General features: G+C 57.1%; 24 protein-coding genes. 15 read left to right on the top strand and 9 right to left on the bottom strand.

Annotated features, from left to right (window positions below):
• The first annotated feature begins 101 nt into the window (after positions 1-101).
• From FY156_14340 to FY156_14310, 7 genes are all read left to right on the top strand, one after another.
• Positions 102-1,181, top strand: coding sequence for an MBL fold metallo-hydrolase (locus tag FY156_14340; GenBank protein ID UXS02561.1), 1,080 nt, complete (start codon positions 102-104; stop codon positions 1,179-1,181).
• A 113-nt stretch (positions 1,182-1,294) separates the two neighbouring features.
• Positions 1,295-2,197 (top strand): diaminopimelate epimerase, encoded by a 903-nt coding sequence (locus tag FY156_14335; protein UXS02560.1) that lies wholly within the window; start codon positions 1,295-1,297, stop codon positions 2,195-2,197.
• Positions 2,194-3,468 carry a tRNA (N(6)-L-threonylcarbamoyladenosine(37)-C(2))-methylthiotransferase MtaB gene (gene mtaB / locus FY156_14330; protein UXS02559.1) on the top strand — a complete coding sequence of 425 codons (1,275 nt, stop codon included), beginning with the start codon at positions 2,194-2,196 and terminating at the stop codon, positions 3,466-3,468. The genes FY156_14335 and mtaB overlap by 4 nt, the downstream gene beginning before the upstream one ends.
• 23 nt (positions 3,469-3,491) lie before the next feature.
• A complete protein-coding gene (ftsY, locus tag FY156_14325) occupies positions 3,492-4,955 on the top strand; it encodes a signal recognition particle-docking protein FtsY (protein UXS02558.1) in 1,464 nt (487 codons plus the stop codon).
• 2 nt (positions 4,956-4,957) lie between these two features.
• Positions 4,958-5,608, top strand: a complete 651-nt coding sequence (locus FY156_14320) for a septation protein A (protein ID UXS02557.1) — start codon at positions 4,958-4,960, stop codon at positions 5,606-5,608.
• Positions 5,605-6,201, top strand: coding sequence for a DUF2585 family protein (locus FY156_14315; GenBank protein ID UXS02556.1), 597 nt, complete (start codon positions 5,605-5,607; stop codon positions 6,199-6,201). The genes FY156_14320 and FY156_14315 overlap by 4 nt, the downstream gene beginning before the upstream one ends.
• 123 nt (positions 6,202-6,324) lie before the next feature.
• Positions 6,325-7,515 carry a GGDEF domain-containing protein gene (locus tag FY156_14310; GenBank protein UXS02555.1) on the top strand — a complete coding sequence of 397 codons (1,191 nt, stop codon included), beginning with the start codon at positions 6,325-6,327 and terminating at the stop codon, positions 7,513-7,515.
• Between the two features lie 21 nt (positions 7,516-7,536).
• On the opposite strand, the gene FY156_14305 is transcribed toward FY156_14310, so the two are convergent.
• The 5 genes from FY156_14305 to ccmA are packed head-to-tail and all read right to left on the bottom strand — an operon-like array spanning position 7,537 to position 10,432.
• Positions 7,537-8,136, bottom strand: a complete 600-nt coding sequence (locus FY156_14305; GenBank protein UXS02554.1) for a DsbE family thiol:disulfide interchange protein — start codon at positions 8,134-8,136, stop codon at positions 7,537-7,539.
• On the bottom strand, positions 8,133-8,306 hold the full coding sequence (gene ccmD, locus FY156_14300) for a heme exporter protein CcmD (protein ID UXS02553.1): 174 nt from the start codon (positions 8,304-8,306) through the stop codon (positions 8,133-8,135). The genes FY156_14305 and ccmD overlap by 4 nt, the downstream gene beginning before the upstream one ends.
• 4 nt (positions 8,307-8,310) lie before the next feature.
• Positions 8,311-9,072: a heme ABC transporter permease gene (locus tag FY156_14295; protein ID UXS02552.1), complete on the bottom strand. Its 762-nt coding sequence runs from the start codon at positions 9,070-9,072 to the stop codon at positions 8,311-8,313.
• Positions 9,073-9,131: 59 nt separating this feature from the next.
• Positions 9,132-9,791, bottom strand: coding sequence for a heme exporter protein CcmB (gene ccmB, locus FY156_14290; GenBank protein UXS02551.1), 660 nt, complete (start codon positions 9,789-9,791; stop codon positions 9,132-9,134).
• Complete coding sequence (ccmA, locus tag FY156_14285) at positions 9,791-10,432, bottom strand: heme ABC exporter ATP-binding protein CcmA (protein UXS02550.1); 642 nt, start codon at positions 10,430-10,432, stop codon at positions 9,791-9,793. Before ccmA ends, ccmB begins: the two co-directional genes overlap by 1 nt.
• 272 nt (positions 10,433-10,704) lie before the next feature.
• Here ccmA and acnA point away from each other — a divergent pair, with 272 nt between their 5' ends.
• The 3 genes from acnA to FY156_14270 all read left to right on the top strand — a co-directional run bounded on the left by acnA (position 10,705) and on the right by FY156_14270 (position 15,028).
• Entirely contained in the window at positions 10,705-13,398 is a 2,694-nt protein-coding gene (gene acnA / locus FY156_14280) for an aconitate hydratase AcnA (protein ID UXS02549.1), read from the top strand.
• 201 nt (positions 13,399-13,599) lie between these two features.
• The gene (locus FY156_14275) at positions 13,600-14,340 is read left to right on the top strand and encodes a DUF1223 domain-containing protein (protein UXS02548.1); all 741 of its coding nucleotides are present in this window, start codon (positions 13,600-13,602) and stop codon (positions 14,338-14,340) included.
• A 295-nt stretch (positions 14,341-14,635) separates the two neighbouring features.
• The gene (locus FY156_14270) at positions 14,636-15,028 is read left to right on the top strand and encodes a DUF2794 domain-containing protein (protein ID UXS02547.1); all 393 of its coding nucleotides are present in this window, start codon (positions 14,636-14,638) and stop codon (positions 15,026-15,028) included.
• Positions 15,029-15,137: 109 nt separating this feature from the next.
• Here FY156_14270 and FY156_14265 read toward each other — a convergent pair whose 3' ends face one another.
• From FY156_14265 to FY156_14255, 3 genes are all read right to left on the bottom strand, one after another.
• Entirely contained in the window at positions 15,138-15,875 is a 738-nt protein-coding gene (locus FY156_14265; GenBank protein ID UXS02546.1) for a Bax inhibitor-1/YccA family protein, read from the bottom strand.
• Positions 15,876-16,092: 217 nt separating this feature from the next.
• The gene (locus tag FY156_14260; protein UXS02545.1) at positions 16,093-18,642 is read right to left on the bottom strand and encodes an ABC transporter permease; all 2,550 of its coding nucleotides are present in this window, start codon (positions 18,640-18,642) and stop codon (positions 16,093-16,095) included.
• The gene (locus FY156_14255) at positions 18,639-19,349 is read right to left on the bottom strand and encodes an ABC transporter ATP-binding protein (GenBank protein ID UXS02544.1); all 711 of its coding nucleotides are present in this window, start codon (positions 19,347-19,349) and stop codon (positions 18,639-18,641) included. The genes FY156_14260 and FY156_14255 overlap by 4 nt, the downstream gene beginning before the upstream one ends.
• Positions 19,350-19,441: 92 nt before the next feature.
• Here FY156_14255 and FY156_14250 point away from each other — a divergent pair, with 92 nt between their 5' ends.
• Positions 19,442-20,092, top strand: coding sequence for an arylesterase (locus FY156_14250; protein ID UXS02543.1), 651 nt, complete (start codon positions 19,442-19,444; stop codon positions 20,090-20,092).
• 68 nt (positions 20,093-20,160) lie between these two features.
• Entirely contained in the window at positions 20,161-20,754 is a 594-nt protein-coding gene (thpR, locus tag FY156_14245) for an RNA 2',3'-cyclic phosphodiesterase (GenBank protein UXS02542.1), read from the top strand.
• On the opposite strand, the gene FY156_14240 is transcribed toward thpR, so the two are convergent.
• Complete coding sequence (locus tag FY156_14240) at positions 20,688-21,167, bottom strand: low molecular weight phosphotyrosine protein phosphatase (GenBank protein ID UXS02541.1); 480 nt, start codon at positions 21,165-21,167, stop codon at positions 20,688-20,690. The two genes, thpR and FY156_14240, sit on opposite strands and share 67 nt — an antisense overlap.
• A gap of 82 nt (positions 21,168-21,249) precedes the next feature.
• Here FY156_14240 and FY156_14235 point away from each other — a divergent pair, with 82 nt between their 5' ends.
• The 3 genes from FY156_14235 to FY156_14225 all read left to right on the top strand — a co-directional run bounded on the left by FY156_14235 (position 21,250) and on the right by FY156_14225 (position 22,788).
• Positions 21,250-21,555: a 4a-hydroxytetrahydrobiopterin dehydratase gene (locus FY156_14235; protein UXS02540.1), complete on the top strand. Its 306-nt coding sequence runs from the start codon at positions 21,250-21,252 to the stop codon at positions 21,553-21,555.
• A gap of 52 nt (positions 21,556-21,607) precedes the next feature.
• A complete protein-coding gene (locus tag FY156_14230) occupies positions 21,608-21,988 on the top strand; it encodes a DUF1232 domain-containing protein (protein ID UXS02539.1) in 381 nt (126 codons plus the stop codon).
• Positions 21,989-22,284: 296 nt separating this feature from the next.
• On the top strand, positions 22,285-22,788 hold the full coding sequence (locus tag FY156_14225; GenBank protein UXS02538.1) for a hypothetical protein: 504 nt from the start codon (positions 22,285-22,287) through the stop codon (positions 22,786-22,788).
• Positions 22,789-22,818: the final 30 nt, after the last annotated feature.

Raw genomic sequence — 22,818 nt, 5'->3', positions numbered from 1 at the left:
ATTTTAGCTGACATGCGCTCGCAGTGACGACTTCGTGAGGGCGCATTTATACGGCGCAATGTGCCTTGAACGCGGCTATGAGGCTTCTTATAGCTTTTGTTATGAAACGTCGAAACTTCTTCCGCCTTGCTGCAATCGGCACGCTTGCTCTGGCAGGCGGCGGGCTTTTTGCCAGCCGTTCCAATGCTGGCGCCTATTATTCCGGTCCGGCGTCCGACCATTTCGATGGTGTGCGTTTCTTCAATCCCGGCGGTGCGCCGCCAGGCGGTTTTCTCGATCTGATGAAATGGCGGTTCAACGGCCAGAAATCCTCCTGGCCGGAAGACTATCCGAGCCCTTTTCCTCTGGCAAAACCCAGCGAACGGGTCGTGGGCAAGGATCTGCGCATTACCTTCGTCGGCCACGCTTCCTTTCTCATTCAGACGGCGGGGCTGAACATTCTCGCCGATCCTGTCTGGTCGGAACGCACCAGCCCTTTCAGTTTTGCTGGCCCAAAACGCGTCAATGCTCCCGGTATCCGTTTCGAGGACTTGCCGCCGATCGATGTGGTGCTGATAACGCACAATCACTACGACCACATGGACCTTGAAACGCTTCATCGACTGCATGTGAACCACAAGCCTCTGTTTGTCACACCGCTTGGAAACGATGCGATCATCCGTACGCGCGTCGAGGCTGCGCGGATTTCGACGGGGGACTGGGGCGATATTGTTGCTGTCGGTCCGGATGTGAAAATCCACTTCGAGCCCTGCCATCACTGGTCAGCGCGCGGGCTGAACGATCGGCGTATGGCGCTCTGGGCGGCCTTCGTCATCGAAACGCCGGGTGGCAAGATCTATCACATTGGCGATACCGGCTTTCATAATGGTCTCAACTATCATGCCATGGCCAAGAAGCACGGCGGCTTCCGTCTCGCCAACCTGCCTTTCGGAGCATACGAACCGCGCTGGTTCATGAAAGGCCAGCACCAGAACCCTGCAGAGGCAGTCGAGGGCATGAAGATTTGCGGCGCTGCCTATGCCTGCGGTCATCATTGGGGAACGGTTCAGCTCACTGATGAAGCCATCGATGCACCGGTCATTGCGCTCACGGCGGCACTGAGCGAACATGGGGTTGCAGACGGTCGTTTCCGGCCTATGCGTCCCGGCGAAGTGTTCGATGTGCCGGTCACCTCGTCCTAGGCGTTTCGGCGTGCCCGGTCTGGTAATTTACTGCCTTTTCCGCCATATAGGGCGAAAGTACCGGATCGATCCGGTGCGCGTTTCCATTTTTAGCGGTTTTCAGGTTCAGAACGATGGCGGATACGGTCGAATTTGCAAAGATGAACGGGCTTGGCAACAAGATCCTGGTTGTCGACATGCGCGGCCGCAAGGATATGGTCAGTGCTGAGGCTGCGGTTGCGCTCAATGCCGATCCGGCGACGCAGTTCGACCAGATCATGGCCATTCACGACCCGCGCACAAATGGAACGGACGCCTATATCGATATTCTAAACTGCGATGGGACCAAGGCGCAGGCCTGCGGCAACGGAACGCGCTGTGTGGTGCAGGCACTGGCCTCGGAAACAGGAAAGAAGGTTTTCACCTTCCAGACGGTCGCGGGTATCCTCAATGCCGTGGAACATGAAGACGGGATGATCTCCGTTGACATGGGGCTTCCGCGTTTTCGCTGGCAGGATATTCCGCTTTCGGAAGAGTTCCACGACACAAGCCGCATTGAATTGCAGATCGGGCCGATCGATAATCCGATCCTGCATTCGCCTGCCGTGATGTCGATGGGCAATCCGCATGCCGTGTTCTGGGTGGATCGTGATCCGATGAGTTTCGATCTCGAGCGCATCGGGCCGCTTCTCGAAAACCACCCGATGTTTCCTGAGAAGGCCAATATCACGCTGGCGCAGGTCATATCTGATAGCGCTCTGCGCACGCGGACCTGGGAGCGTGGGGCAGGGCTTACGCTTGCCTGCGGTTCGGCTGCGTGTGCTGCGGCGGTGTCGGCCGCCCGGACAGGTCGTACCGGAAAATCGGTGACCATCGATGTCGCTTCCAGCCCGATCCGCGTGCCGCTGACGATCGAATGGCGCGAAGACAATCATGTCATCATGACAGGTCCTGCTGAATGGGAATGGTCGGGGTCGGTCGATCCTGCCACGGGTACATGGCAGCGCGATGCCGCTGCCGAGCAGGGGGCGATATGAGCGGCGTCGAGGTCATAACCTTCGGCTGCCGTCTCAATACCTATGAATCGGAAGTGATGCGGGCGGAGGCCGAAAAGGCCGGGCTCAACAATGCCGTTCTCGTCAATACCTGTGCTGTCACGGGCGAAGCCGTACGGCAGGCCCGTCAGGCGATCCGCCGTGCACGACGCGACAACCCGCATGCACGCATCATCGTTACAGGCTGTGCCGCGCAGACCGAAAAACAGACTTTTGCCGACATGCCGGAAGTCGATGCCGTGCTTGGCAACGAAGAGAAGCTGAAAAGCGCCTCTTACCGCTCCCTTCCTGATTTTGGCGTTTCGGCCGAAGAGAAGCTACGCGTCAATGATATCATGAGCATCAAGGCGACCGCGCCGCAGATGGTCAAGCATATCGACGGGCATGTGCGCGCCTTCATTCAGGTGCAGAATGGCTGCGATCATCGCTGCACCTTCTGCATCATTCCCTATGGTCGCGGTAACTCCCGATCCGTACCGATGGGTGCGGTGGTGGAGCAGGCCCGCAAGCTGACGGAAGGCGGTTATCGCGAAATCGTTCTGACAGGGGTAGATGCAACCAGTTACGGCGCTGATCTGCCGGGTGAGCCGTCGCTCGGATATCTGGCGAAAACACTTTTGAAACAGGTGCCGGAAATCTTGCGCCTGCGGCTTTCCTCCATCGACAGCATCGAAGCCGACAAACATCTGATGGACCTGATTGCCGACGAACCGCGCTTCATGCCGCACCTGCATCTTTCGCTACAGCATGGCGACGACATGATCCTGAAACGTATGAAACGTCGCCATTTGCGCGACGATGCAATCCGTTTCTGTCGCGACGTGCGGGCGCTCCGGCCAGACATTGCCTTCGGGGCCGATATGATTGCGGGTTTTCCGACCGAAACCGAAGAAATGGCGGAAAACGCTGCAACGCTTGCGGAAGAGTGCGGGATTTCCAGTCTGCATGTTTTCCCCTACAGCCCGCGTCCCGGAACGCCGGCGGCGCGTATGCCGCAGCTTGATCGCGGCCTGATCAAGGAGCGGGCTGCCCGACTGCGCGAACGCGGTGAGGCGTTGAAGCATGCCCATCTCGAGACTATGGTCGGTTCTGTGCAGACGATCCTCGTGGAGAATAACGGTTTTGCCCACACCGACAATTTCACGCTCGTCGAAGCACCTGCACTGATGCCGCGCACGCTTGCGCAGGTTGCGATTACGGGCCACAACGGCAAACATCTCAGCATGGAGCTTCTGGCTGCGAACGCGGCCTGACGCTCACAAGACACGGAACACTCATGGCCCTCGGCTTCATCAAGAAAGTCTTTTCATTCGGTAAGGATAAGGCCGAGACAGGCGAGAAGCCGCTCGACGATTCCGCGCCCGCCAAAGATGACGCGCTTTCATCCTTTGAAGAGGTCCTGCACGAAGCCGAAGCGACCGCTCCGCTCGCGGATGATCCTGTCCTTGCCGTCGAGGTGGAGACAGCCGGTGGCCCTTCACCTGATGACGTCGCTGTCGATTTGAACGAAGACGAGGCGGCTTCCGAGGAGGAGGACGCGCCTATTCTGCCCGGTAGCGAACAGGTTGGTGAGATTGGCATGGTGCCGCTTTCGCTGCTTGAGGCCGAGGCTGCGGCAGAAGAGGAAGCCCTCCAGCCCGAGCCGCTTCCCGAGGTTGTTCAGCCTGTCGAGGTTGTTGAAAGCGCCGATCTGGCGCCAGAGACCAATATCGATGACACGCCTGAAGTCGAGGAGACCTCTCTGCCGGCCGTTGCGCCATCCCTGCCAAAGGGTTTTTCGTCGGCCAGCGAGCGTGTCGAACCCGTGGAGATTGCTCCGGCGGCCAAGCTGACCTGGTTTCAACGTCTGCGCGCCGGGCTTGCCCGCACCTCTTCACAGCTGACAAGCCAGATTTCGGCACTCTTCACCAAGCGCAAGCTGGACGAGGACACGCTTGATGAGCTTGAAGATCTGCTCATCCAGTCCGATCTCGGCGTTGAGACAGCCATGCGCATTACCGGTGCCCTGTCTTCGGAGCGTTACGGCAAGGATGTCAGTGGCGAAGACGTGGCGCGTATCATGGCCGGCGAGATTACCAGGGTTCTTGCCCCTGTCGCCAAACCGCTTGAGCTTGATCTTTCTCACAAGCCGCATGTCATTCTGGTCGTGGGTGTCAATGGCACCGGTAAAACGACGACCATCGGCAAGCTGGCTGCCAAGCTTTCCGGCTCCGGCCTCAAGGTCATGCTGGCGGCGGGCGATACGTTTAGAGCCGCTGCCATCGAACAATTGAAGATCTGGGCCGACCGCACGGGTTCGGAGTTCATCGGTACCAAGCTCGGTGCTGATGCCGCCGGTCTCGCTTACGACGCATATGAGCAGGCGCTGGCCAAAAAAAGCGACGTGCTGATTATCGACACAGCCGGGCGTTTGCAGAACAAGGCCGAGCTGATGGCGGAGCTTGAGAAGATCGTGCGCGTGCTTGGCAAGCTCGATCCGGATGCGCCGCACACCGTTCTTCAGACGCTTGATGCGACCACCGGTCAGAATGCCATGAACCAGGTGGAAATTTTCCGCAACGTCGCGGGCGTTTCGGGCCTGATTATGACAAAATTGGATGGCACGGCCCGAGGCGGTATCCTCGTTGCCATTGCTGCAAAACACAAGCTGCCGGTCTATTTCATCGGCGTGGGCGAAGGCGTGGACGATCTGGAGCCGTTCGAGGCGGAGGATTTCGCCAAGGCCATCGCGGGAGTTTGAGTATGGATATCGAAAGCAATTCCAAGGAAAGCGAAAAAATGGTGGCGGAGATCAGCCCGCTGCTGAAATTTGTGCTCGAGCTTGGCCCGCTGCTTGTTTTCTTCTTTGCCAATTCGCGTGGTGAATGGCTTGCGACGCATTTTCCGGTCCTGACGGAATTCGGCGGCCCGATCTTCATCGCTACCGGCCTGTTCATGATTGCCACGGCGCTGGCGTTGAGCATCTCCTGGTTGCTGACTCGCAAGCTGCCTATCATGCCGCTGATTTCCGGTATCGTGGTGCTGGTGTTTGGCGCCCTGACGCTCTGGCTGCAGAACGATACCTTCATCAAGATGAAGCCGACCATCGTCAATGCGCTGTTCGGCGTTATCCTTTTGGGCGGGCTGTTCTTCGGACAGTCGCTTCTGGGTTACGTCTTCAACTCGGCATTCAAGTTGACGGATGAAGGCTGGCGCAAGCTGACCCTGCGCTGGGGCGTGTTCTTCCTGTTCCTGGCGGTACTGAACGAGGTCGTGTGGCGTATGTTCACCACCGACACCTGGATCGCGTTCAAGGTGTGGGGTACCATGCCGATCACGATCATCTTCACCATGGCACAGATGCCGCTCGTCATGCGTCACTCGCTTGAGCCGCTGAACAAGGACGACAAATGACAGTTGCGGAGATGCCGGCTTCCCGCTCGAGCGCGCTGAAGTGGTTTGGTGTTGCTGCCGGGCTTCTTCTTTTGCAGATCGTCATTCTCTATTTCATGGGCCGCATTCCGATCTGTGAGTGCGGTTACATCAAGCTGTTCGAGCCAGGTGTGAATACGCCGGGAAATTCGCAACATCTTGCCGATTGGTACACTCCCTCGCACATCATTCATGGCTTCCTGTTCTACTGGTTCGCCTGGCTGCTGTTTCGCAAGAAGCCGCTCATGATGCGGCTTTCGCTCGCGGTTCTGGTTGAGGCGGCGTGGGAAATTCTCGAAAACTCGCCTATTATCATTGATCGTTATCGTACTGCGACCATGGCGCTTGGTTACACCGGTGACAGCATCTTGAACTCTGCCATGGACACGATCTTCATGGCGCTCGGCTTTCTGTTCGCGGCCCGTGTTCCGGTCTGGCTGACCGTCATCATTGCCATTTTCTTCGAAATATTCACTGGCTGGTTGATCCGCGATAACCTGACACTCAATGTCGTCATGCTTGTCTGGCCGGTTGAGGCTATCAAGGAATGGCAGAGCGCGCTCCCGCAAATGTGAATGGTATGATCCCGCCTTGAGCCATAATGGGCCGGATCTTCCCGCATGGGGCAGGTTTTCTTAACTGGCACCTGATAGCGTCCTTGGTTTCAAACCCAAGATTCTGGTTTCGGGCAGAAGACGTTGCAAGATAATTTCGCCTACCTGCTTCCTTTCATCATGCTGACATTCGGCGTGATATTTCTGTTCCTGCAGAGGATCGGTCATGCCTCGTCGTTGTACTGGGGTATCGGCTATCTTTCGGCTTGCGCCGGTTTTGCGACACCTTTGGTGCTGGGTGCCTTGCCGTTCGAAGTGCAAGCCATTCTTTCCAACCTTCTGTTTTTCTCCGCCTTCTTCTTTTACGGCCATGCTTTGCTGGTGCATTTCCAGCGGCCAACCTACACGAAAGCCCGGCTGTCGATCGTCTTCCTGGCTTTCGTGCTCGTTTCCTTCCATGTCTTTGTCACACCCGATCTGAAACGCGAACTGGTGATTGGCGATACTGTCGTCGCCATATTGCTGGCCTGGCCTGTCTGGATGGTGCGAAAGCGCCCTCAGGTATTGGCTGACAAGGTCTTGATGGCGGCTGTGTCGCTGGTTGTGCTTGAAACCATTTTCAGGATCATTGTGCTGATCGTGATGACCCCGCACGGGACCATGGTCGAACTGGGGGAATTCTTCGAGTCGGATTATGCCTTCTACATGCAGGTCGCTGCGAGTATCTTCGGCTTTCTGATGGCGCTTGCCGTCCTTGCAAGCCAGATATCTGTCATCGTGGACAGGCATCTGCATGCCGCGGAACATGATCCGTTAACGGATGTGCTGAACCGCCGTGGTTTCGAGCGTCGCGTTCCGGATTTCCGGGAAGGTGCGCCTGTTGGTGCGGTAATCGCCTGTGACATCGATCATTTCAAGCAGATCAACGACCGCTTTGGACATGCCGCCGGCGATATCGTTCTGATCGGTCTCTCTGACTTGCTGAAGGGTACGATTTCGGAAAATGGCCTGGTTGCACGTTTTGGGGGAGAGGAATTTATCGCCTTCCTGCCGGATTGCGCTGCTGAAACGGCGGGCACCTTTGCCGAAGCTGCGCGTTCTGAACTTGCCGGAATAGACTGGAGCAGCCGGGGGTTTTCAACCCGGATCACGGCAAGCTTCGGCGTATCGGCCGTTGCGCGTGGTGACCACTCCATTCACGATGCCATCAAGCGTGCTGACGACAGCCTCTATGCTGCCAAGAGAGGCGGGCGTGATCAGGTGGTGCTCGAAGGTGACCATCCGCCGCCCGCAGCGGCGCCGCAGACAATCCGGATCATCTCCAAGAATCAATAGGCGCCGATAAGCTGCGGAACGTTACTTTTTGACAGCCGCCTCGATGGCTGGGAAAAGACCCTGCTGCAGGCTCTGTGCATCGAAAGGGCCGACCTTTTTATAGAGGATCGTGCCATCGGCAGCGACAAGATAGCTTTCAGGAATGCCGTACACGCCCCAGTCAATCGCTGCCTTGCCGTTGGGGTCAATGCCGATTGCCGAATAGGGATTGCCGAGTTCGCCGAGGAAGCGCAGGGCGTTGTCGGACTTATCCTTGTAATTGATGCCGACGATGCTGATGCGGCCGTCTTTCGACAGTTCTTCCAGAATCGGATGTTCCTGTCGACAGGGGATGCACCAGGATGCGAACACGTTGACGAGCGTCAGCTTTCCTTTGATGGCCGCATCAGTCAAAGCCGGAACGTTTGCCCCTTCCAGCGAAGGCAAGGCGAGCGTTGGTGCCTTGGTGCCGATCAGGGCGGACGGAATGGCGCTGACATCCAGGCCATTGACATCCTGATCATAGAGCATTTTCCCTGAGACGAGCGCGAAACCGCCAAACAGTAACAAGGGTAGAAGCGCCAGCACGTAGCGTGACCGGCTCTTTGGTCGCGGTTTGGTATCCTGGTCGACGTTTGTCATGACGCGTCGCTCGCAGGCCCGGTTTTTGATCTGCGGCGAACACCTGCCGCTTCCAGTTGCCTCAGTTCCCGCTGGCGTCCTTTGCCATCTGCAATCACCCAGATGATAAGGCCAAGAACCACAAGGCCAGTCGCTGCATAGGACATGCCGATATAGAAGTTGTGTGTCATTGCCTCATCCTTCCCGATTGACCATGCGGGCTGCAAGGCGTCGCTGGGCAGCAACACGGCGCCGCCAGATTTCGTTGCGCATGGCGGCGATGTGCAACGTGAAGAACAACAGGGTGAAACCGATGGCCATGGTCAAAAGCGGCCAGAGGAACGTCGGATCGATTGCGGAGCCGCCCATGCGAATGACGCTGGCTGGCTGGTGAAGTGTGTTCCACCATTCAACCGAAAACTTGATGATGGGGATATTCACGAAGCCGACAAGGATCAGGACAGCGCTTAGACGCGCGGCCCTCGAAGGATCGTCCATAGCGCGATTGAGCGCGATCAGCCCCAGATACATCAAAAACAGGACGAAGACGGATGTCAGTCGTGCATCCCAGACCCACCATGTACCCCACATGGGTTTGCCCCAGAGAGAGCCCGTGACGAGAGCGATCAGCGTGAATGCGGCACCGATGGGCGCGGCTGCCCTATGGCTGACGTCGGCCAAGGGGTGGCGCCAGACCAGGGTGCCGATCGCCGACAGCGCCATGACCGTGTAACACATCATCGACAGCCAAGCCGCAGGCACATGAACATACATGATGCGAACGGTATTACCCTGCTGATAGTCCCCTTCAGTCGTAAAGGCCATGTAGAGGCCTGCGGCAAGACAGAGTGCCGACAAGGTCGCAAGCCACGGAAGGATACGGGCTGCCAGCGCCAGAAACCGGGTAGGGTTGGCAAGGTCGCTGAACTTGGTGATGGCGAAAGTCTGTTGGTTCATGGTTTTTCTGTAACCCGAGAAGGCTTTTGCCGCAATTGATCCCTGTCAATGGCGGCGGTTCAATCCATAGCATTGCGCAGCGCCAACGCGGCAAAGAAAGGGCCGATGACGGCTGAAAATAACGTGATCGCGCAAAGAATGAGAAACGGCGGCATGAACGGTGCCGGGTCCTGAACAGCGGCATAGGATGCGCTGACGCCGAAAATCAACACAGGAATCGCCAGCGGCAATACGAGGATGGAGACGAGAAGTCCACCGCGCGGCAGCGCGACGGCAACAGCGGCTCCAACCGCACCAATGAAGGTCAGCGCGGGAGAGCCGACAAGCAGGGTCACCATGACCGCACCGATTGCCACTTCGCTCATGTTCATGAACAGGCCGAGCAATGGTGAGGCAATCACGAGCGGCAGACTGGTTGCCGTCCAGTGAGCGAGGCATTTTACGAACACCGTCAGCACCAACGGGTTTTCATGCATCAGCAAGAGGTCGAGAGAGCCGTCGTCACGTTCTGCCTGAAACAAGCGGTCGAGACCGAGAAGGGCTGCCAGCAACGCACCGATCCAGACAATGGCTGGCCCGATACGCGACAGAAGGTTGAGGTCCGGTCCAACGCCAAAGGGAATGACGGCAACCACGGTGAGGAAGAACAGCACGCCGATCAGTGCGCCGCCGCCGGCACGAATGGAAAGTTTCATGTCGCGAAAGAAAAGGGCGGTCATCACCAGGTCAGCTCCGTTCCGGCAAATCCCGTCATTTTCAGTTCCTGGGCATGGTCGAGCCCGAGGGGCTGGTGCGTGGCAGCGATGATAATGCCGCCCTTGCCGAGATGGTCTTTGACCAGTCCCGTGAACATTCGGTCTGCGCTGGCGTCGAGGGCGGCGGTCGGTTCGTCCAGTATCCAGATGGGGCGCCAGGCGATCAGCAACTTCGCCATGGCAAAGCGTCGTTGCTGGCCGGCTGAGAGATAACCGAATGGCAGATGGGTAATACCGGCAAGACCGACAGCCTCGGCGGCTTCGCCAATGTCCAGTGACGTGCCGCCACTGAAATCGCCCAGAAACTCCTTCCAGAAGTGGAGGTTTTCAAAGACCGTGAGCTCCTGTTTCATCGCGTTGCGATGACCAAGGTAGTGGCTTGCTTCCGATGGGCAAGCGTCTTGTGGAACTCCTTCGCCGGCTATTTTTATGGAGCCCGATTCGGCGCTGAAAAGTCCGGCCAGAACACGCAGTAACGTGGATTTTCCCGAGCCATTCGGTCCGGTCAAAATAAGGGTATCTCCGGCCACTAACTTGAGGGAAATATTCATAAATATGAAATCTTCCCCGCGCCGGGCGCTGAGGTTTTCCGCAGTCAGCAGCATGGTCCGGTCTCGTTCAAGATTTTGGTCATCCGATATAAAAAAATCGATTTAGCACTGCTTCCGGTCTGGCACGTTTCGGAGAAATTATCTATATGGATATCAACCACGCCAGCGGCCGGCGTGATCACCATATAGCGCCGGACCTGAATGTTGCAAAATGCGACTTTCACGTGCGGACAGCGGAAATGGCCGTACCCGCATCCTGATGTGCACTTTGATGCACGGGTGTCCGCACGCGCGTGTTGGCTATCAGAGGAAGCGGGGTTTTATCCGTGGCCAAATCTCTTGACAGTTTCCAGTGTCGCTCTGTCCTTACCGTTGACGGTAAGGACTATGTCTATTTCAGCCTTCCGAAGGCTGAAGCCAACGGCTTGAAGGGCGTCTCCAAGCTGCCCTATTCCATGAAAGTCCTGTTGGAAAACCTGCTGCGTTTCGAAGACGGTCAGTCGGTAACCAAGGAGCATATCCTCGCTGTCGCCGAATGGCTCGACAACAAGGGCCTGACCGAAAACGAAATCGCCTACCGCCCGGCGCGCGTGCTGATGCAGGACTTTACCGGCGTTCCCGCTGTGGTTGACCTTGCGGCAATGCGCGACGGCATCAAGGCGCTGGGTGGCGACCCGGAAAAGATCAATCCGCTCGTTCCCGTCGACCTTGTTATCGACCATTCCGTGATCGTCGATGAGTTTGGTACACCGCAGGCTTTCGCACGCAATGTCGAGCTTGAATACCAGCGCAATGGCGAGCGCTACCGCTTTCTGAAATGGGGCCAGCAGGCGTTCAAGAATTTCCGCGTCGTGCCGCCTGGCACCGGCATCTGTCACCAGGTCAACTTCGAGTATCTCGGCCAGACTGTCTGGACGAAGGAAGAAGACGGCGAAACCTTTGCTTATCCGGATACCTGCGTCGGAACTGACAGCCACACGACCATGATCAACGGTCTTGGCGTTCTGGGTTGGGGTGTTGGCGGTATCGAAGCGGAAGCTGCCATGCTTGGCCAGCCGGTATCGATGCTGCTGCCTGAAGTCATCGGCTTCAAGTTGACCGGCAAGCTGAAGGAAGGCGTTACAGCGACCGACCTCGTGCTGACCGTCGTGCAGATGCTGCGCAAGAAGGGCGTTGTTTCCAAGTTCGTGGAATTCTTCGGTCCTGGCATGGACAACATGCCGGTCGCCGACCGTGCCACGATCGGTAACATGGGTCCGGAATATGGCGCGACCTGCGGTTTCTTCCCGGTTGACGCAGAGACGCTGAACTACCTCAACATGTCTGGCCGCACCAAGGAGCGCATCGCTCTGGTCGAAGCCTATTCCAGGGCACAGGGCATGTGGCGCGACAATGATGGTTCCGACCTCGTTTTCACCGATACGCTGGAGCTCGATCTTGGCGATGTCGTCCCGTCCATGGCCGGCCCGAAGCGCCCGGAAGGGCGTCTGCCGCTCGAGACCATCGCGCCGAACTTCGCGACTGCGCTCGAAAACGACTACAAGAAGCCCGGCCAGATTGACGCGCGTTATGCCGTCGAGGGCACGGATTTCGATCTCGGTCATGGCGATGTGGCGATTGCTGCCATCACCTCCTGCACCAACACCTCGAACCCCTCGGTGCTGATTGCTGCAGGTCTCCTGGCCCGCAATGCCGTGGCCAAGGGCTTGCAGTCCAAGCCTTGGGTCAAGACGTCGCTTGCCCCCGGGTCGCAGGTCGTTGCCGAATATCTCGCCAAGTCCGGTCTGCAGACCGACCTCGACGCGCTCGGCTTCAATCTCGTTGGCTTCGGCTGCACCACGTGCATCGGCAACTCCGGTCCGCTGCCGGCGCCGATCTCCAAGACGATCAACGACAAGGGGCTGATCACCGCGGGTGTTCTTTCCGGTAACCGTAACTTCGAAGGCCGTATCTCGCCTGATGTTCAGGCGAACTATCTGGCGTCTCCGCCGCTCGTCGTCGCCTATGCGCTGGCTGGCACGGTGCAGAAGGATCTGACCAAGGAGCCGCTTGGCGAGGACAAGGACGGGAATCCTGTTTTCCTCAAGGACATCTGGCCGACGTCGACGGAAGTTCAGTCCTTCATCCAGAAATATGTCACGCGTGAACTGTTCGAAACCAAATATGCCGACGTGTTCAAGGGCGATGAAAACTGGCAGGCCGTGCAGGTACCTGCGGGTCAGACCTATGCCTGGGATGACCAGTCGACCTACGTTCAGAACCCGCCTTACTTTGTTGGCATGGGCAAGACCGGCTCCGGTCTTAAGAACATCAAGGGCGCGCGCGTGCTTGGCCTGTTCGGCGACAAGATCACCACCGACCACATCTCTCCGGCCGGTTCGATCAAGGCAGCCTCGCCAGCCGGTGCCTACCTGACGGAGCATGGAGTGGGCGTTGCCGACTTCAACCAGTATGGTACGCGTCGTGGCAACCATGAAGTGATGATGCGCGGCACCTTTGCCAATATCCGCATCCGCAACCACATGCTCGGTCCGAACGGCAAGGAAGGCGGATACACGATCCACTATCCATCCAAGGAAGAGATGTCGATCTACGACGCTGCCATGAAGTACAAGGAAGAGGGTGTGCCACTCGTCATCTTCGCCGGTGTCGAATACGGCAACGGATCGTCCCGTGACTGGGCCGCCAAGGGTACCAACCTGCTCGGCGTGAAAGCCGTCATCGCCCAGTCGTTTGAGCGTATTCACCGTTCGAATCTGGTCGGCATGGGTGTGGTTCCCTTCGTCTTCGAGGAAGGCACGACCTGGGCAAGTCTCAATCTCAAGGGCGATGAAATCGTCGAGATTGACGGTCTGGAAGGCGAGATCAAGCCGCGTGAAAAGAAGATCGCCAAGATCACCTACAGCGACGGTACGGTGAAGGACGTTCCACTTCTTTGCCGTATCGATACACTGGACGAGGTTATCTACATGAACAACGGCGGCATTCTGCAGACCGTTCTTCGCGATCTGGCAGCCTGATCAACAAGGCACCGATACGAGAAACGCCGGGAGACATCCCGGCGTTTTTTCATGTTTGCACGGGCACGTAATTTGTGAAGAGCGCTCACCCCTTCGTGACTTTCTATTGAAGGTCGTTCGACGTTATTTTCCGGCTTGCATCCCGACACATATTGATCGCATCAATTCGTCTGGATATTCGTCCGGATAGAGGTTTTCGTAATGCCGTTGAAATTCCGCCTTTCGATCTGTGTTCTCGGGACGCTGATGGCCACCTCTGCGCATGCGCAGGAGGCGGTGAAGGGCGTCGTCGAGTTGTTCACATCGCAAGGCTGCTCATCCTGCCCCCCTGCCGATGAGGCATTGCGCAAGATGATCCGCAAAGGCGACGTGGTTGGTCTTTCCTACCATGTCGATTACTGGAATTACCTTGGCTGGACGGATTCACTGGCATCGAAGGAGAATACCGAGCGGCAATACGGCTATATGCGAGCACTTGGGCGCAACGGCGTCTACACCCCGCAGGCAATCCTGAATGGTCGCGATCACGTCAAAGGCGCTGATGTTGCCGGTATCTACGACAAGCTTGACGCATTCAAGCGCACCGGTGCTGGTCTGACCGTGCCTGTCAGCTCGAAATTCGCTGGAGATGAGGTGGAGATCGATATTGGCGCCGGCAGTGGCAAGGCCGATGTCGTGGTCGCCTACTTCACCCGCGAGCAAACGGTGGATGTGCAGAAGGGTGAAAACCAGGGCAAGAAAATGTCCTATTGGCACAGCGTCTACGATGTTCAGACGGTCGGCATGTGGGATGGTTCGCCAATGACGGTCAAGCTTCCAGCCAGCGTCGTTGCCAAGGTCAAGAAGGGCGGCTGCGCCGTTCTGCTGCAGACGGCGAATGCGAACGGCGATCCGGCAGCGATCGTTGGTGCGAGCATGCTGATGGGAGACGAAACACCATAATCGCCTCTGGCGATTGGAGATCCGGTCCGGGCATTGGGGGCTGGGGGTAAAGGGTCAATGCACCGGACCGGGTCATCTTGGTGCCTAGGCATCAATTGACAATAAAACTATTCCACCCAATTCGGGCCATGATTTGACCGAAATACGGCAGCAGGTACCAAATTGCCTGCCTAAATGGTTACCGTGGTTTCAAGGTATTTCGCTATCAAACGGACCGTGAAATGGCCAAGACTTGCAATTTCACGCCAGCGGCTTCACATTGAGCCATGAGTTTGGGTGGAATCGGAGGTACTGGATGACCGATCAACCGGATGTGCAGCAGGTGCAGACCAGCGCACGTGACAATTCCACCGTCGTCGATCTTCGTGAATACAAGCGAGACAAGGACCCCTTACCGGTTACGTTCCATAGACGTGAACTGGATGCGATCCTGCGCATATACGGGCGCATGGTTGGCGAAGGTGAGTGGCGAGATTATGCCATCGACCACCTGAAGGAAAAGGCGGTGTTCTCGGTCTTCAAGCGCTCCGGTGAGATGCCGCTTTACCGCATCGAGAAAAATCCGAAGCTAGCAGCGAAACAGGGAGCCTACTGCGTTCTGAATACGGATGGACGCATTCTCAAGCGCGGGCATGAACTGCCACAGGTTCTCAAGGTTTTCGACAAGGTTCTGAAACTGATTGAATGAAAGCACCTGTTTCTCGTCAGAGGACAGCGGCTGCGTTCACAACGAAACGTGTAAACGAAAAAGGCGGCCATTCGGCCGCCTTTCTTATGTCGAACCTCAACGGGGTTCCTTAGTCGTCGCGGTTCCCGAGGAACTGCAGCAGGAACGTGAAGAGGTTGATGAAGTCGAGGTAGAGTGTCAGCGCACCCATGATTGCCTTGCGGCCAGCCACGGCAACGTCGTCGCCATCAAAGTACATTTCCTTGATCTTCTGCGTGTCGTAGGCGGTCAGGCCTGCAAAGATCAGTACGCCGATTGCGGAGATCGCGAACTGCAGAGCAGTGGAACCGAGGAAGATGTTGACGATCGAAGCGATGATGAGACCGAACAGGCCCATGATCAGGAACGAGCCGAGACCGGAAAGATCCTTCTTCGTGGTGTAGCCGTAAAGCGACAGAGCGCCGAACGAAGCAGCCGTGACGAAGAACGTCTGAACGATGCTCTGGCCGGTGAAGACCAGGAAGATCGACGACAGCGATACACCCATCAGCGCCGCATAGACCCAGAAGGTCGTCTGAGCAGCAGAAACGCTCATGTTCTGGATGCGGAAGCTAAGGAAGAATACCAGCGCCAGCGGTGCAAGCATAACGACCCAGCGCAGCGGGGACGCGTAAAGCATCTGGGCGAAAGCCGGGTTCGAGGCAGCCAGCGTATAGGTGCCGAAGGCCGCGATGCCGGTGATGACCAGAGCCAGCGCCATAAGGTTGTAAACCTTAAGCATGTAGGTGCGGAGACCTTCATCGATCATCGCACCAGTCTGTGCACGGTTCTGCGCCATGCGGTTCTGGTAGTTGTTGAAGTCAGCCATTGTTTCCTCTTTTGAGCTCCGTGATTGCTACGGTGTCGGGATCGCTCCCTGGCGCCGCTGCGGAGCCACAGCAAGCCTACCTCAGAATATGATGGCAGAACGTGTTCGATACAAGACCTTTTACGACTGAAAAGACACCATAGACGCGAAAATCGCTCACGTTTTGGCGATTATTACAAAGAATTAATCGCTAAAGTTAAGCGCCGCAGATTCACAATCACTCCCCTGCCTGACGCAAAATCGGCGCTGCCTTCTGGCCGAGAATACGCCACGTTCCGGCAAGCCCGATGCCAACCGTCATGACGAGGGCAACAATGAGCGTCCCAACCGCCACGTCAGGCAAAAAGCTCGAGGGCAGTTTCATGATACGGGCGATCACGAACCATGCGGAGACACCGCCTGCGAGAAGTGCAAAGACCGCAGTGGCAAGGCCGAGGATCATATATTCGTAGGAAAAAGCGCGGATCAGCATTGAGCGTGTGCCGCCCAGCGTCTTCAGGATAACGGCATCATGCGTCCGGGCGCGATTTCCTGCCGCCAGTGCTCCGGCAAGAACGAGCACCGAAGCAACGAGAGCAACGGCGGCTGCGGCACGGATGGCCGTGGCAAGCTGGCCGACGAGCTTGTCGACCACATCAAGCGCATCCTTCACGCGAACGCTGGTGATCGTTGGATAGGCGTTGGTGACGGCACGTAATATCTGCCCTTCACGCTCCGGTGTTGCAGAGGGGTCGGTGAGCGTGGCAAGCCAGGCATGTGGCGCGCCACGGAAGGTGTTTGGGGAAAAGACCATGACGAAGTTGATCGACAGGGATTCCCACTCGACGTTGCGCAGATTGGCAATCTTTGCCGTGATGCTGCGGCCAAGAACGTTGACGGTAACGGTATCGCCGATCTTGAGACCCAGTTCAGCCGCTTCCTCGGCTGCGAACGATACCAGCGGTTCCCCGCTGTAGTCCTTGTTCCACCATGTCCCTTCCGTCAGTTCTGCGTTTTCCGGCAGGTCCTCGGAGTAGGTGATGCCGCGATCGCCACGCAAAACCCAGCGTCCGGAAGGGGGAACTTCCATCTTCGTCACGTCCTGACCGTTCAGGGCCAGGATGCGGCCGCGCAGCATCGGGACTTCAGTAAGATTGCCTTCCGGAGCTTCCCGTTTGAGAAGGTTGCGAAAGCCCTGCAGCTCGGTTCCCTGAATATCGACGAAAAAGAAATTCGGAGCCCGTTCCGGCAGGCTGCCAGTCAATTCGCGCCGCAAGTTGCCGTCTATCAGTGTGAGCGTGACCAGCAGCGTCAGGCCAAGTCCCAGCGAGAGAACCACGGAGGGTGTCAGGGCGCCGGGCCGATGAATGTTGCCGATTGCAAGGCGCAATGCAGCGGAATGGACACGCGGGCTCCGTTTGGCGATCGCTTTCACGCCTGCAGCCACGGCGCGCAGGACAACGAATGCGAATGCGACTGCTGCCAGGAACACAGATGCAATGAAGCGGTCTTCCGCTGAAAAGATTGCAAGAGCAGCAAGCGTCGCGAGAAGCAGGCCAGTTGCCGCGAGATAGGGCCAGGACGGCCAGCGGCTCTCATCGAAGCTCTGTTCGCGAAAGAGTGCCGTCGCTGGAACTTCGCGCGCGTGGCCGAGTGGCAAAATCGCGAATGCAAGCGTCGTCAGGATGCCAAACAGGGCGGCGAGCCCGAGCGCCTTCGGATAAAAGGCCAGACCGTCAGGGACAGGGAGCACACCTTCCAGAAAACGCATTGCAACCAATGGGGCGATTGCGCCGAAGGCGAGCCCGACCATGATGCCGACAGTTGCAATGAAGACGATCTGGAAGAGATAGGTCATCGTCACCACCGAGGCGGGTGCGCCAAGGCATTTCAGGGATGCGATCGTGGTGCGTTTTGAATCGAGAAACGCCCGCACGGCATTCGCCACGCCAACGCCCCCGACGATGAGGGCTGTCAGTCCGACCAGTGTGAGAAACTGGGAGAAGCGATTGACGTTTTCGGTCAGGGAAGGTGCGGCACGATCGCTGGTGCGAATGGACCAGCCCGCATTGGGGAAGGTCTTGTTGGTATCTTCGGTAATCGTCGCCCGTTTGGAAAGGTCATTCAGACTGATCTTGTAGGCATGCTCGACAAGACTGCCGGTCTGGATAAGGCCGGATGCAAACAGTGCATCGCGGCTGAGCATCAAGCGCGGCGCGAAACCGAAGCCATCGGAAAGCGCGTCCGGTTCATCCACAACAGTGCCTGTTACCTTCAGTTTGACGTTGCCGAGCAGGACCTCGTCGCCGACCTTGATGCCAAGGCGTTCAAGCAGAAGTGGCGCAACGACGGCGCCATGGGTGTCGCCATTCTTTTCGAGAAGTTCCGGAAGCGGGCGGGCCGGATCAGCGGCAAAGCTGCCGTAAAGCGGATAGGCGCCGTCGACAGCTTTCACTTCCGTCAACGTCTGGGCGGAACCGTCTGCCAGACGTGTCATCGACCGCAATCCCGTGGAAACTGCGACCTGACCGAGATTGCCGAGATAGGCTCGTTCTTCGTCGCTCGCTTCGCGGTTGCGTAGTTCGAAGCGGACATCGCCAGCCAAAATGGACTGCCCCTGTGTAGCGATTGCATCGGTCACGGCGCGGGAAACGGAATTCACCGCAGCAATCGCGCCCGTTCCGAGCGCTATACACGCCAGGAAAATGTAAAAACCTCGCAGACCGCCGCGAATTTCGCGTCGGGCAAGCCGCAATGCATTCTGAATGTGCGCAGCCGACGGGATCATGCCATGACCTTTTCAGTGGCTTTTGCCTTGGCACTGTCGCCTTCGATCTGGCCGGAGCGCACCTTGATCTGGCGCGAGCAGCGCGCAGCAAGGGATGGGTCATGGGTAACGAGGATCATGGTCATGCCACGTTCGGCCTGTTTGGCGAACAGAAGGTCGGCGATCTGTTTTCCGGTCTCCGTATCAAGATTACCTGTCGGTTCGTCGGCGATCAGGACGGCTGGCGAAGGAGCCAGTGCACGGGCGATGGCGACACGCTGCTGCTCGCCACCCGAAAGCTGGCCTGGATAGTGGTTCAGGCGCTCACCGAGACCAACGGCGACAAGTTCGCGTCTGGCAATATCAAAAGGGTTTGGCACATTTGCCAGTTCCAGCGGAACGGCAACGTTTTCGAGGGCAGTCATATTGGCGATCAGATGAAACGACTGGAACACGATGCCGATATTGCGGCCGCGGAAGTCCGCCAGCGCATCTTCGCTCAATTTGTGCAGTGCCGTGTCGTCGATAATGATTTCGCCGCTGTCCAGCCTTTCCAGGCCGGCTAGCACCATCAGCAAAGTTGATTTACCCGAACCCGAAGGACCGACGATGCCGACGGCCTCGCTTTCGCCGATCGTCAGGTCGATGTTCTTGAGAACGTGAACGGAGGCGGCGGCATTGCCCAGGGTGAGGTCGGCTTTCTTGAGCTCTATGATGCTTTTCGTCACAATTCGCGTTCCTATATAGGATGATAAAGCGGTCTGGCGGTGCGGGCCCAGACGGAATTTCGAGTAATGCGAACCAAATTAGGAAAGCCGTAATGAGATTTAAAGCTGCCCTGTTTCACTTCATCGTCATTTGCGCCGCAACATTTGCCGCGGTCTCCGCCAAAGCGCAGGATCGCACCCTCCAACTCGTCGGGTTTGGCGACAGCCTGATGGCTGGTTATCAACTGCCGCCAACCGAGAGTTATACCGCGCAGCTCGAAGCTGCGTTGAAAGCCAAGGGCACCAATATTGCCATCACCAACGCCGGTGTCTCAGGTGACACCTCTTCGGGTGGCCTCGCTCGTGCTGACTGGTCTGTTCCTGATGGTACGGACGGTGTCATTCTGGAGCTTGGCGCCAATGATGCGCTTCGCGGTATCCCGCCCGATCAAACGGAAAAGAACCTTGAGGCGCTCATTACCGCCTTCAAGGGTCGAAACATACCGGTCCTTCTCGTCGGCATCATGGCGCCTCCGAACATGGGTGAGGATTATGCCAATCGCTTCAACCCGATTTTCCCGCGTCTGGCGGAAAAACACAATCTCCCGCTTTACCCCTTCTTTCTGGATGGCGTGGTGCTCGATGACGCGTTGAAACTGGATGACAAGATGCATCCAAACGCCAAAGGCGTGGCGGTGATGGTGGAGAAATCTTTGCCGGCTGTCGAAAGCTTCATCACGACAATCAGTGCGCAAAAAAAATAAGCACTTGCGCCAATCCGCATTGCATGATTCGCTATGCTTGTTCTGCCAAGAGATTCGGGGAGCTCGCCATGCCGAGACTGTTTACCGCCCTCGAAATTCCGCGCAATGCGGCCATGAGCCTCTCATTGTTGCGCGGTGGTCTGCCGGGAGCCCGGTGGATCGATGTGGAGAATTATCACATAACCTTGCGTTTTATTGGTGACATCGACGGGCGAACCGCCGATGAGGTCGTTGACCGGCTGGACCGGATTGACCGTCCGGAATTCCAGATCAACCTGACCGGAATGGGGTCCTTCGGTTCAAAGAAGCCGCATTCCATCTGGGCTGGCGTTTCCCCCTCGCCGGAAATGAATGCGCTGCAGGCAGAGATCGAGCGGATCTGCCAGAAGGTCGGTCTCCCACCCGATCCGCGCAAGTTCATGCCGCATGTGACGTTGGCAAGGTTGCGCAATTCAAGACTTGATGATGTGGTCCATTATCTTTCTGGACGCGGAAACTTCCGCACCTCTCCCTTCGGGATCGGTCGATTTGTTCTGATGTCATCGAAGGAATCGGTTGGCGGCGGCCCATACATCGTGGAGGAAGCGTTTCCGCTTCATGAAGCGCGGTCCAGTTCCAGCTTTTCGAGCAACGAGCTGCATCCCGTCAAAAGCATGTTGTAGACATTGAGAAAGCCGTCCTCGCCCCCGTAGTAGGGGTCGGGGACGCTTTCATGGCGACCGGATGCAAAGTCAAGGAACAGATGGACCTTGTGCTTTTGCGCTTCGGGGCAGATTTGCAGCAGTTTCGACAGATTGTTCTCGTCGAGGGCAAGAACAAGATCGAATGTCGCGAAGTCAGCTTGCTTGACCTGTCTGGCGTGTTGTCCGGAAATATCGATGCCGTGTTTTTTCGCAATCGTTATGGAGCGCGGGTCCGGCGGATCGCCCGCATGCCATCCGCCCGTTCCGGCCGAATCCACCAAGAGCCGATCCATCACACCTTGCGCAGATGCCTGATGTACCAAGATACCTTCGGCCAACGGAGAGCGGCAAATATTGCCCATGCAGACAAAAAGAACGGATGTGCGTTTCATAAGACCCATAAGCCGATCTGATAAACGAGGCGTCCTCCAAGCTTCCTGATGGAAGCAAGACGCCGACAAAGGAGGTTACACCATGAAATATCCCAGACTTGAACCGGACGCCATCAAAACAGAACTCGCCAAGCTCGAAGGTTGGACGTTGCGGGAGGATGGCGCGGCCCTCGTCAAAGCGTTCAAGTTTTCCAGTTTTGCCGAAGCTTTCGGCTTCATGGCTGAATGCGCTCTCGTTGCAGAGAAGCTCAACCATCATCCGGAGTGGTCGAACGTTTATTCGCGTGTGAAGGTTTGCCTGACCACCCACGATTTGCAAGGTGTGACGGAGCGTGATTTCCTTCTGGCCGAGGCAATGCAGAAAGCCGCGGCCGGGCGAGGGAATTGAACGCCAGACTTCGGTCCCCCATATAATATCTGTGACTGGAGGACCGTCGATCATGGATGATGTGAAAATCGGTGAAATTCTCCTGCCCGGCGAACCCGACAAGCAGGAAGAACGTGAGCGCGTGATCCGCGCCAAGTTCTGGCCGAAAATGAAGCGGGTGATGACAAAGGTGCCATTCGCTCGCGACGCGGCAGCCGCCTATTACTGCGCGGTCGATCGTAGCACGCCGCTGAAGGCCAAAGGTATTATCCTGGCTGCGCTTGCTTATTTCGTCATGCCGATGGATGTCGTTCCTGATGTTCTGGCGGTCATCGGGTTTACGGATGACATTGCGGTTGTCACCGCAGCCCTTGCCATGATCCGTGCTCATATCAAGATGGAGCATTACGAGGCCGCGGACGCCATGCTGAAACGACAGCAGGAGCAAGGGTAACGCCTCTGTGATGTGCTCAATCCGCAGAGCCCGATAGCTGACAAATTCTTGCCTGAATTTGTGTGTCATACACGAAGCGGAAGGTCGTGCCACGTCCTTCCGCTCAGGGTGCTGGGAGTCGCCGATCTGTAACACTACAAGACGTTTTCGGCATTTTATGCGTGCTGTTGACGGTTTGGTAACCGCTTCCTGACCACAATGAGAAAAGACGATCCGCACCTGAAAGTGGCCGTTCTGAAAACGGAGCCCGCAGCCGCTTCGGGCCAATGGAAGATAATAACCCGGCAGGAAATTCTATGTTTGTAAGAAGTGTAGCAACCGCAGTAGCCATTTTGCTGACCAGCGTTGGCGTAGCATCTGCACAGTCGCCCACGCGTATCCAGCAGTTCAATGCATGGGGCGCGTATTCGTACAAATCGGGCAACAGCACCGTCTGCTACGTTCTGTCCATTCCGACCGCCAAGGAGCCCGCTAGCGTCGATCACGGTGATATTTTCTTCATCGTTTCGCAGCGTCCTGGCCAAAACATTTCCTATGAGCCGCAGGCCATGGTGGGGTACTCGCTGAAGCAGGGCTCGAAGGTCAATGTGACCATCGACAACAAAAACTTCGTGATGTTCACCAAGGATAAGGCTGCCTGGGTTGAAAATGCTGCTGAAGAGCCGGCACTTGTTGCCGCGATGAAGGGTGGCAAAAGCATGACCGTGAAGGCAACGTCCGGACGCGGTACCGCCACCTCCTACTCCTATTCTCTGTCGGGCATTTCCGCTGCCCTGAAGCAGATCGAAAGCTGCAAGTAAGTTTTTCAGCTTCCTCAACGTTTGAAATGG

This window comes from Agrobacterium tumefaciens, assembly GCA_025559845.1.
Taxonomy (GTDB): domain Bacteria; phylum Pseudomonadota; class Alphaproteobacteria; order Rhizobiales; family Rhizobiaceae; genus Agrobacterium.
The sequence above is the reverse complement of the archived record's forward strand: the minus strand, read 5'-3'. Positions and strand labels throughout refer to the sequence as shown.

Excerpts from the sequence above, each read along its gene's own strand:
- ccmA (UXS02550.1), bottom strand. The coding sequence starts at position 10,432 with ATGCTGCTGACTGCGGAAAACCTCAGCGCCCGGCGCGGGGAAGATTTC.
- mtaB (UXS02559.1), top strand. The coding sequence starts at position 2,194 with ATGAGCGGCGTCGAGGTCATAACCTTCGGCTGCCGTCTCAATACCTAT.
- FY156_14270 (UXS02547.1), top strand. The coding sequence starts at position 14,636 with ATGACCGATCAACCGGATGTGCAGCAGGTGCAGACCAGCGCACGTGAC.
- ccmB (UXS02551.1), bottom strand. The coding sequence starts at position 9,791 with ATGACCGCCCTTTTCTTTCGCGACATGAAACTTTCCATTCGTGCCGGC.
- ftsY (UXS02558.1), top strand. The coding sequence starts at position 3,492 with ATGGCCCTCGGCTTCATCAAGAAAGTCTTTTCATTCGGTAAGGATAAG.
- FY156_14340 (UXS02561.1), top strand. The coding sequence starts at position 102 with ATGAAACGTCGAAACTTCTTCCGCCTTGCTGCAATCGGCACGCTTGCT.
- FY156_14235 (UXS02540.1), top strand. The coding sequence starts at position 21,250 with ATGAAATATCCCAGACTTGAACCGGACGCCATCAAAACAGAACTCGCC.
- FY156_14305 (UXS02554.1), bottom strand. The coding sequence starts at position 8,136 with ATGACAAACGTCGACCAGGATACCAAACCGCGACCAAAGAGCCGGTCA.
- thpR (UXS02542.1), top strand. The coding sequence starts at position 20,161 with ATGCCGAGACTGTTTACCGCCCTCGAAATTCCGCGCAATGCGGCCATG.
- FY156_14250 (UXS02543.1), top strand. The coding sequence starts at position 19,442 with ATGAGATTTAAAGCTGCCCTGTTTCACTTCATCGTCATTTGCGCCGCA.
- FY156_14320 (UXS02557.1), top strand. The coding sequence starts at position 4,958 with ATGGATATCGAAAGCAATTCCAAGGAAAGCGAAAAAATGGTGGCGGAG.
- FY156_14230 (UXS02539.1), top strand. The coding sequence starts at position 21,608 with ATGGATGATGTGAAAATCGGTGAAATTCTCCTGCCCGGCGAACCCGAC.
- FY156_14260 (UXS02545.1), bottom strand. The coding sequence starts at position 18,642 with ATGATCCCGTCGGCTGCGCACATTCAGAATGCATTGCGGCTTGCCCGA.
- FY156_14240 (UXS02541.1), bottom strand. The coding sequence starts at position 21,167 with ATGAAACGCACATCCGTTCTTTTTGTCTGCATGGGCAATATTTGCCGC.
- ccmD (UXS02553.1), bottom strand. The coding sequence starts at position 8,306 with ATGACACACAACTTCTATATCGGCATGTCCTATGCAGCGACTGGCCTT.
- FY156_14295 (UXS02552.1), bottom strand. The coding sequence starts at position 9,072 with ATGAACCAACAGACTTTCGCCATCACCAAGTTCAGCGACCTTGCCAAC.
- FY156_14225 (UXS02538.1), top strand. The coding sequence starts at position 22,285 with ATGTTTGTAAGAAGTGTAGCAACCGCAGTAGCCATTTTGCTGACCAGC.
- FY156_14315 (UXS02556.1), top strand. The coding sequence starts at position 5,605 with ATGACAGTTGCGGAGATGCCGGCTTCCCGCTCGAGCGCGCTGAAGTGG.
- FY156_14265 (UXS02546.1), bottom strand. The coding sequence starts at position 15,875 with ATGGCTGACTTCAACAACTACCAGAACCGCATGGCGCAGAACCGTGCA.
- FY156_14335 (UXS02560.1), top strand. The coding sequence starts at position 1,295 with ATGGCGGATACGGTCGAATTTGCAAAGATGAACGGGCTTGGCAACAAG.
- FY156_14275 (UXS02548.1), top strand. The coding sequence starts at position 13,600 with ATGCCGTTGAAATTCCGCCTTTCGATCTGTGTTCTCGGGACGCTGATG.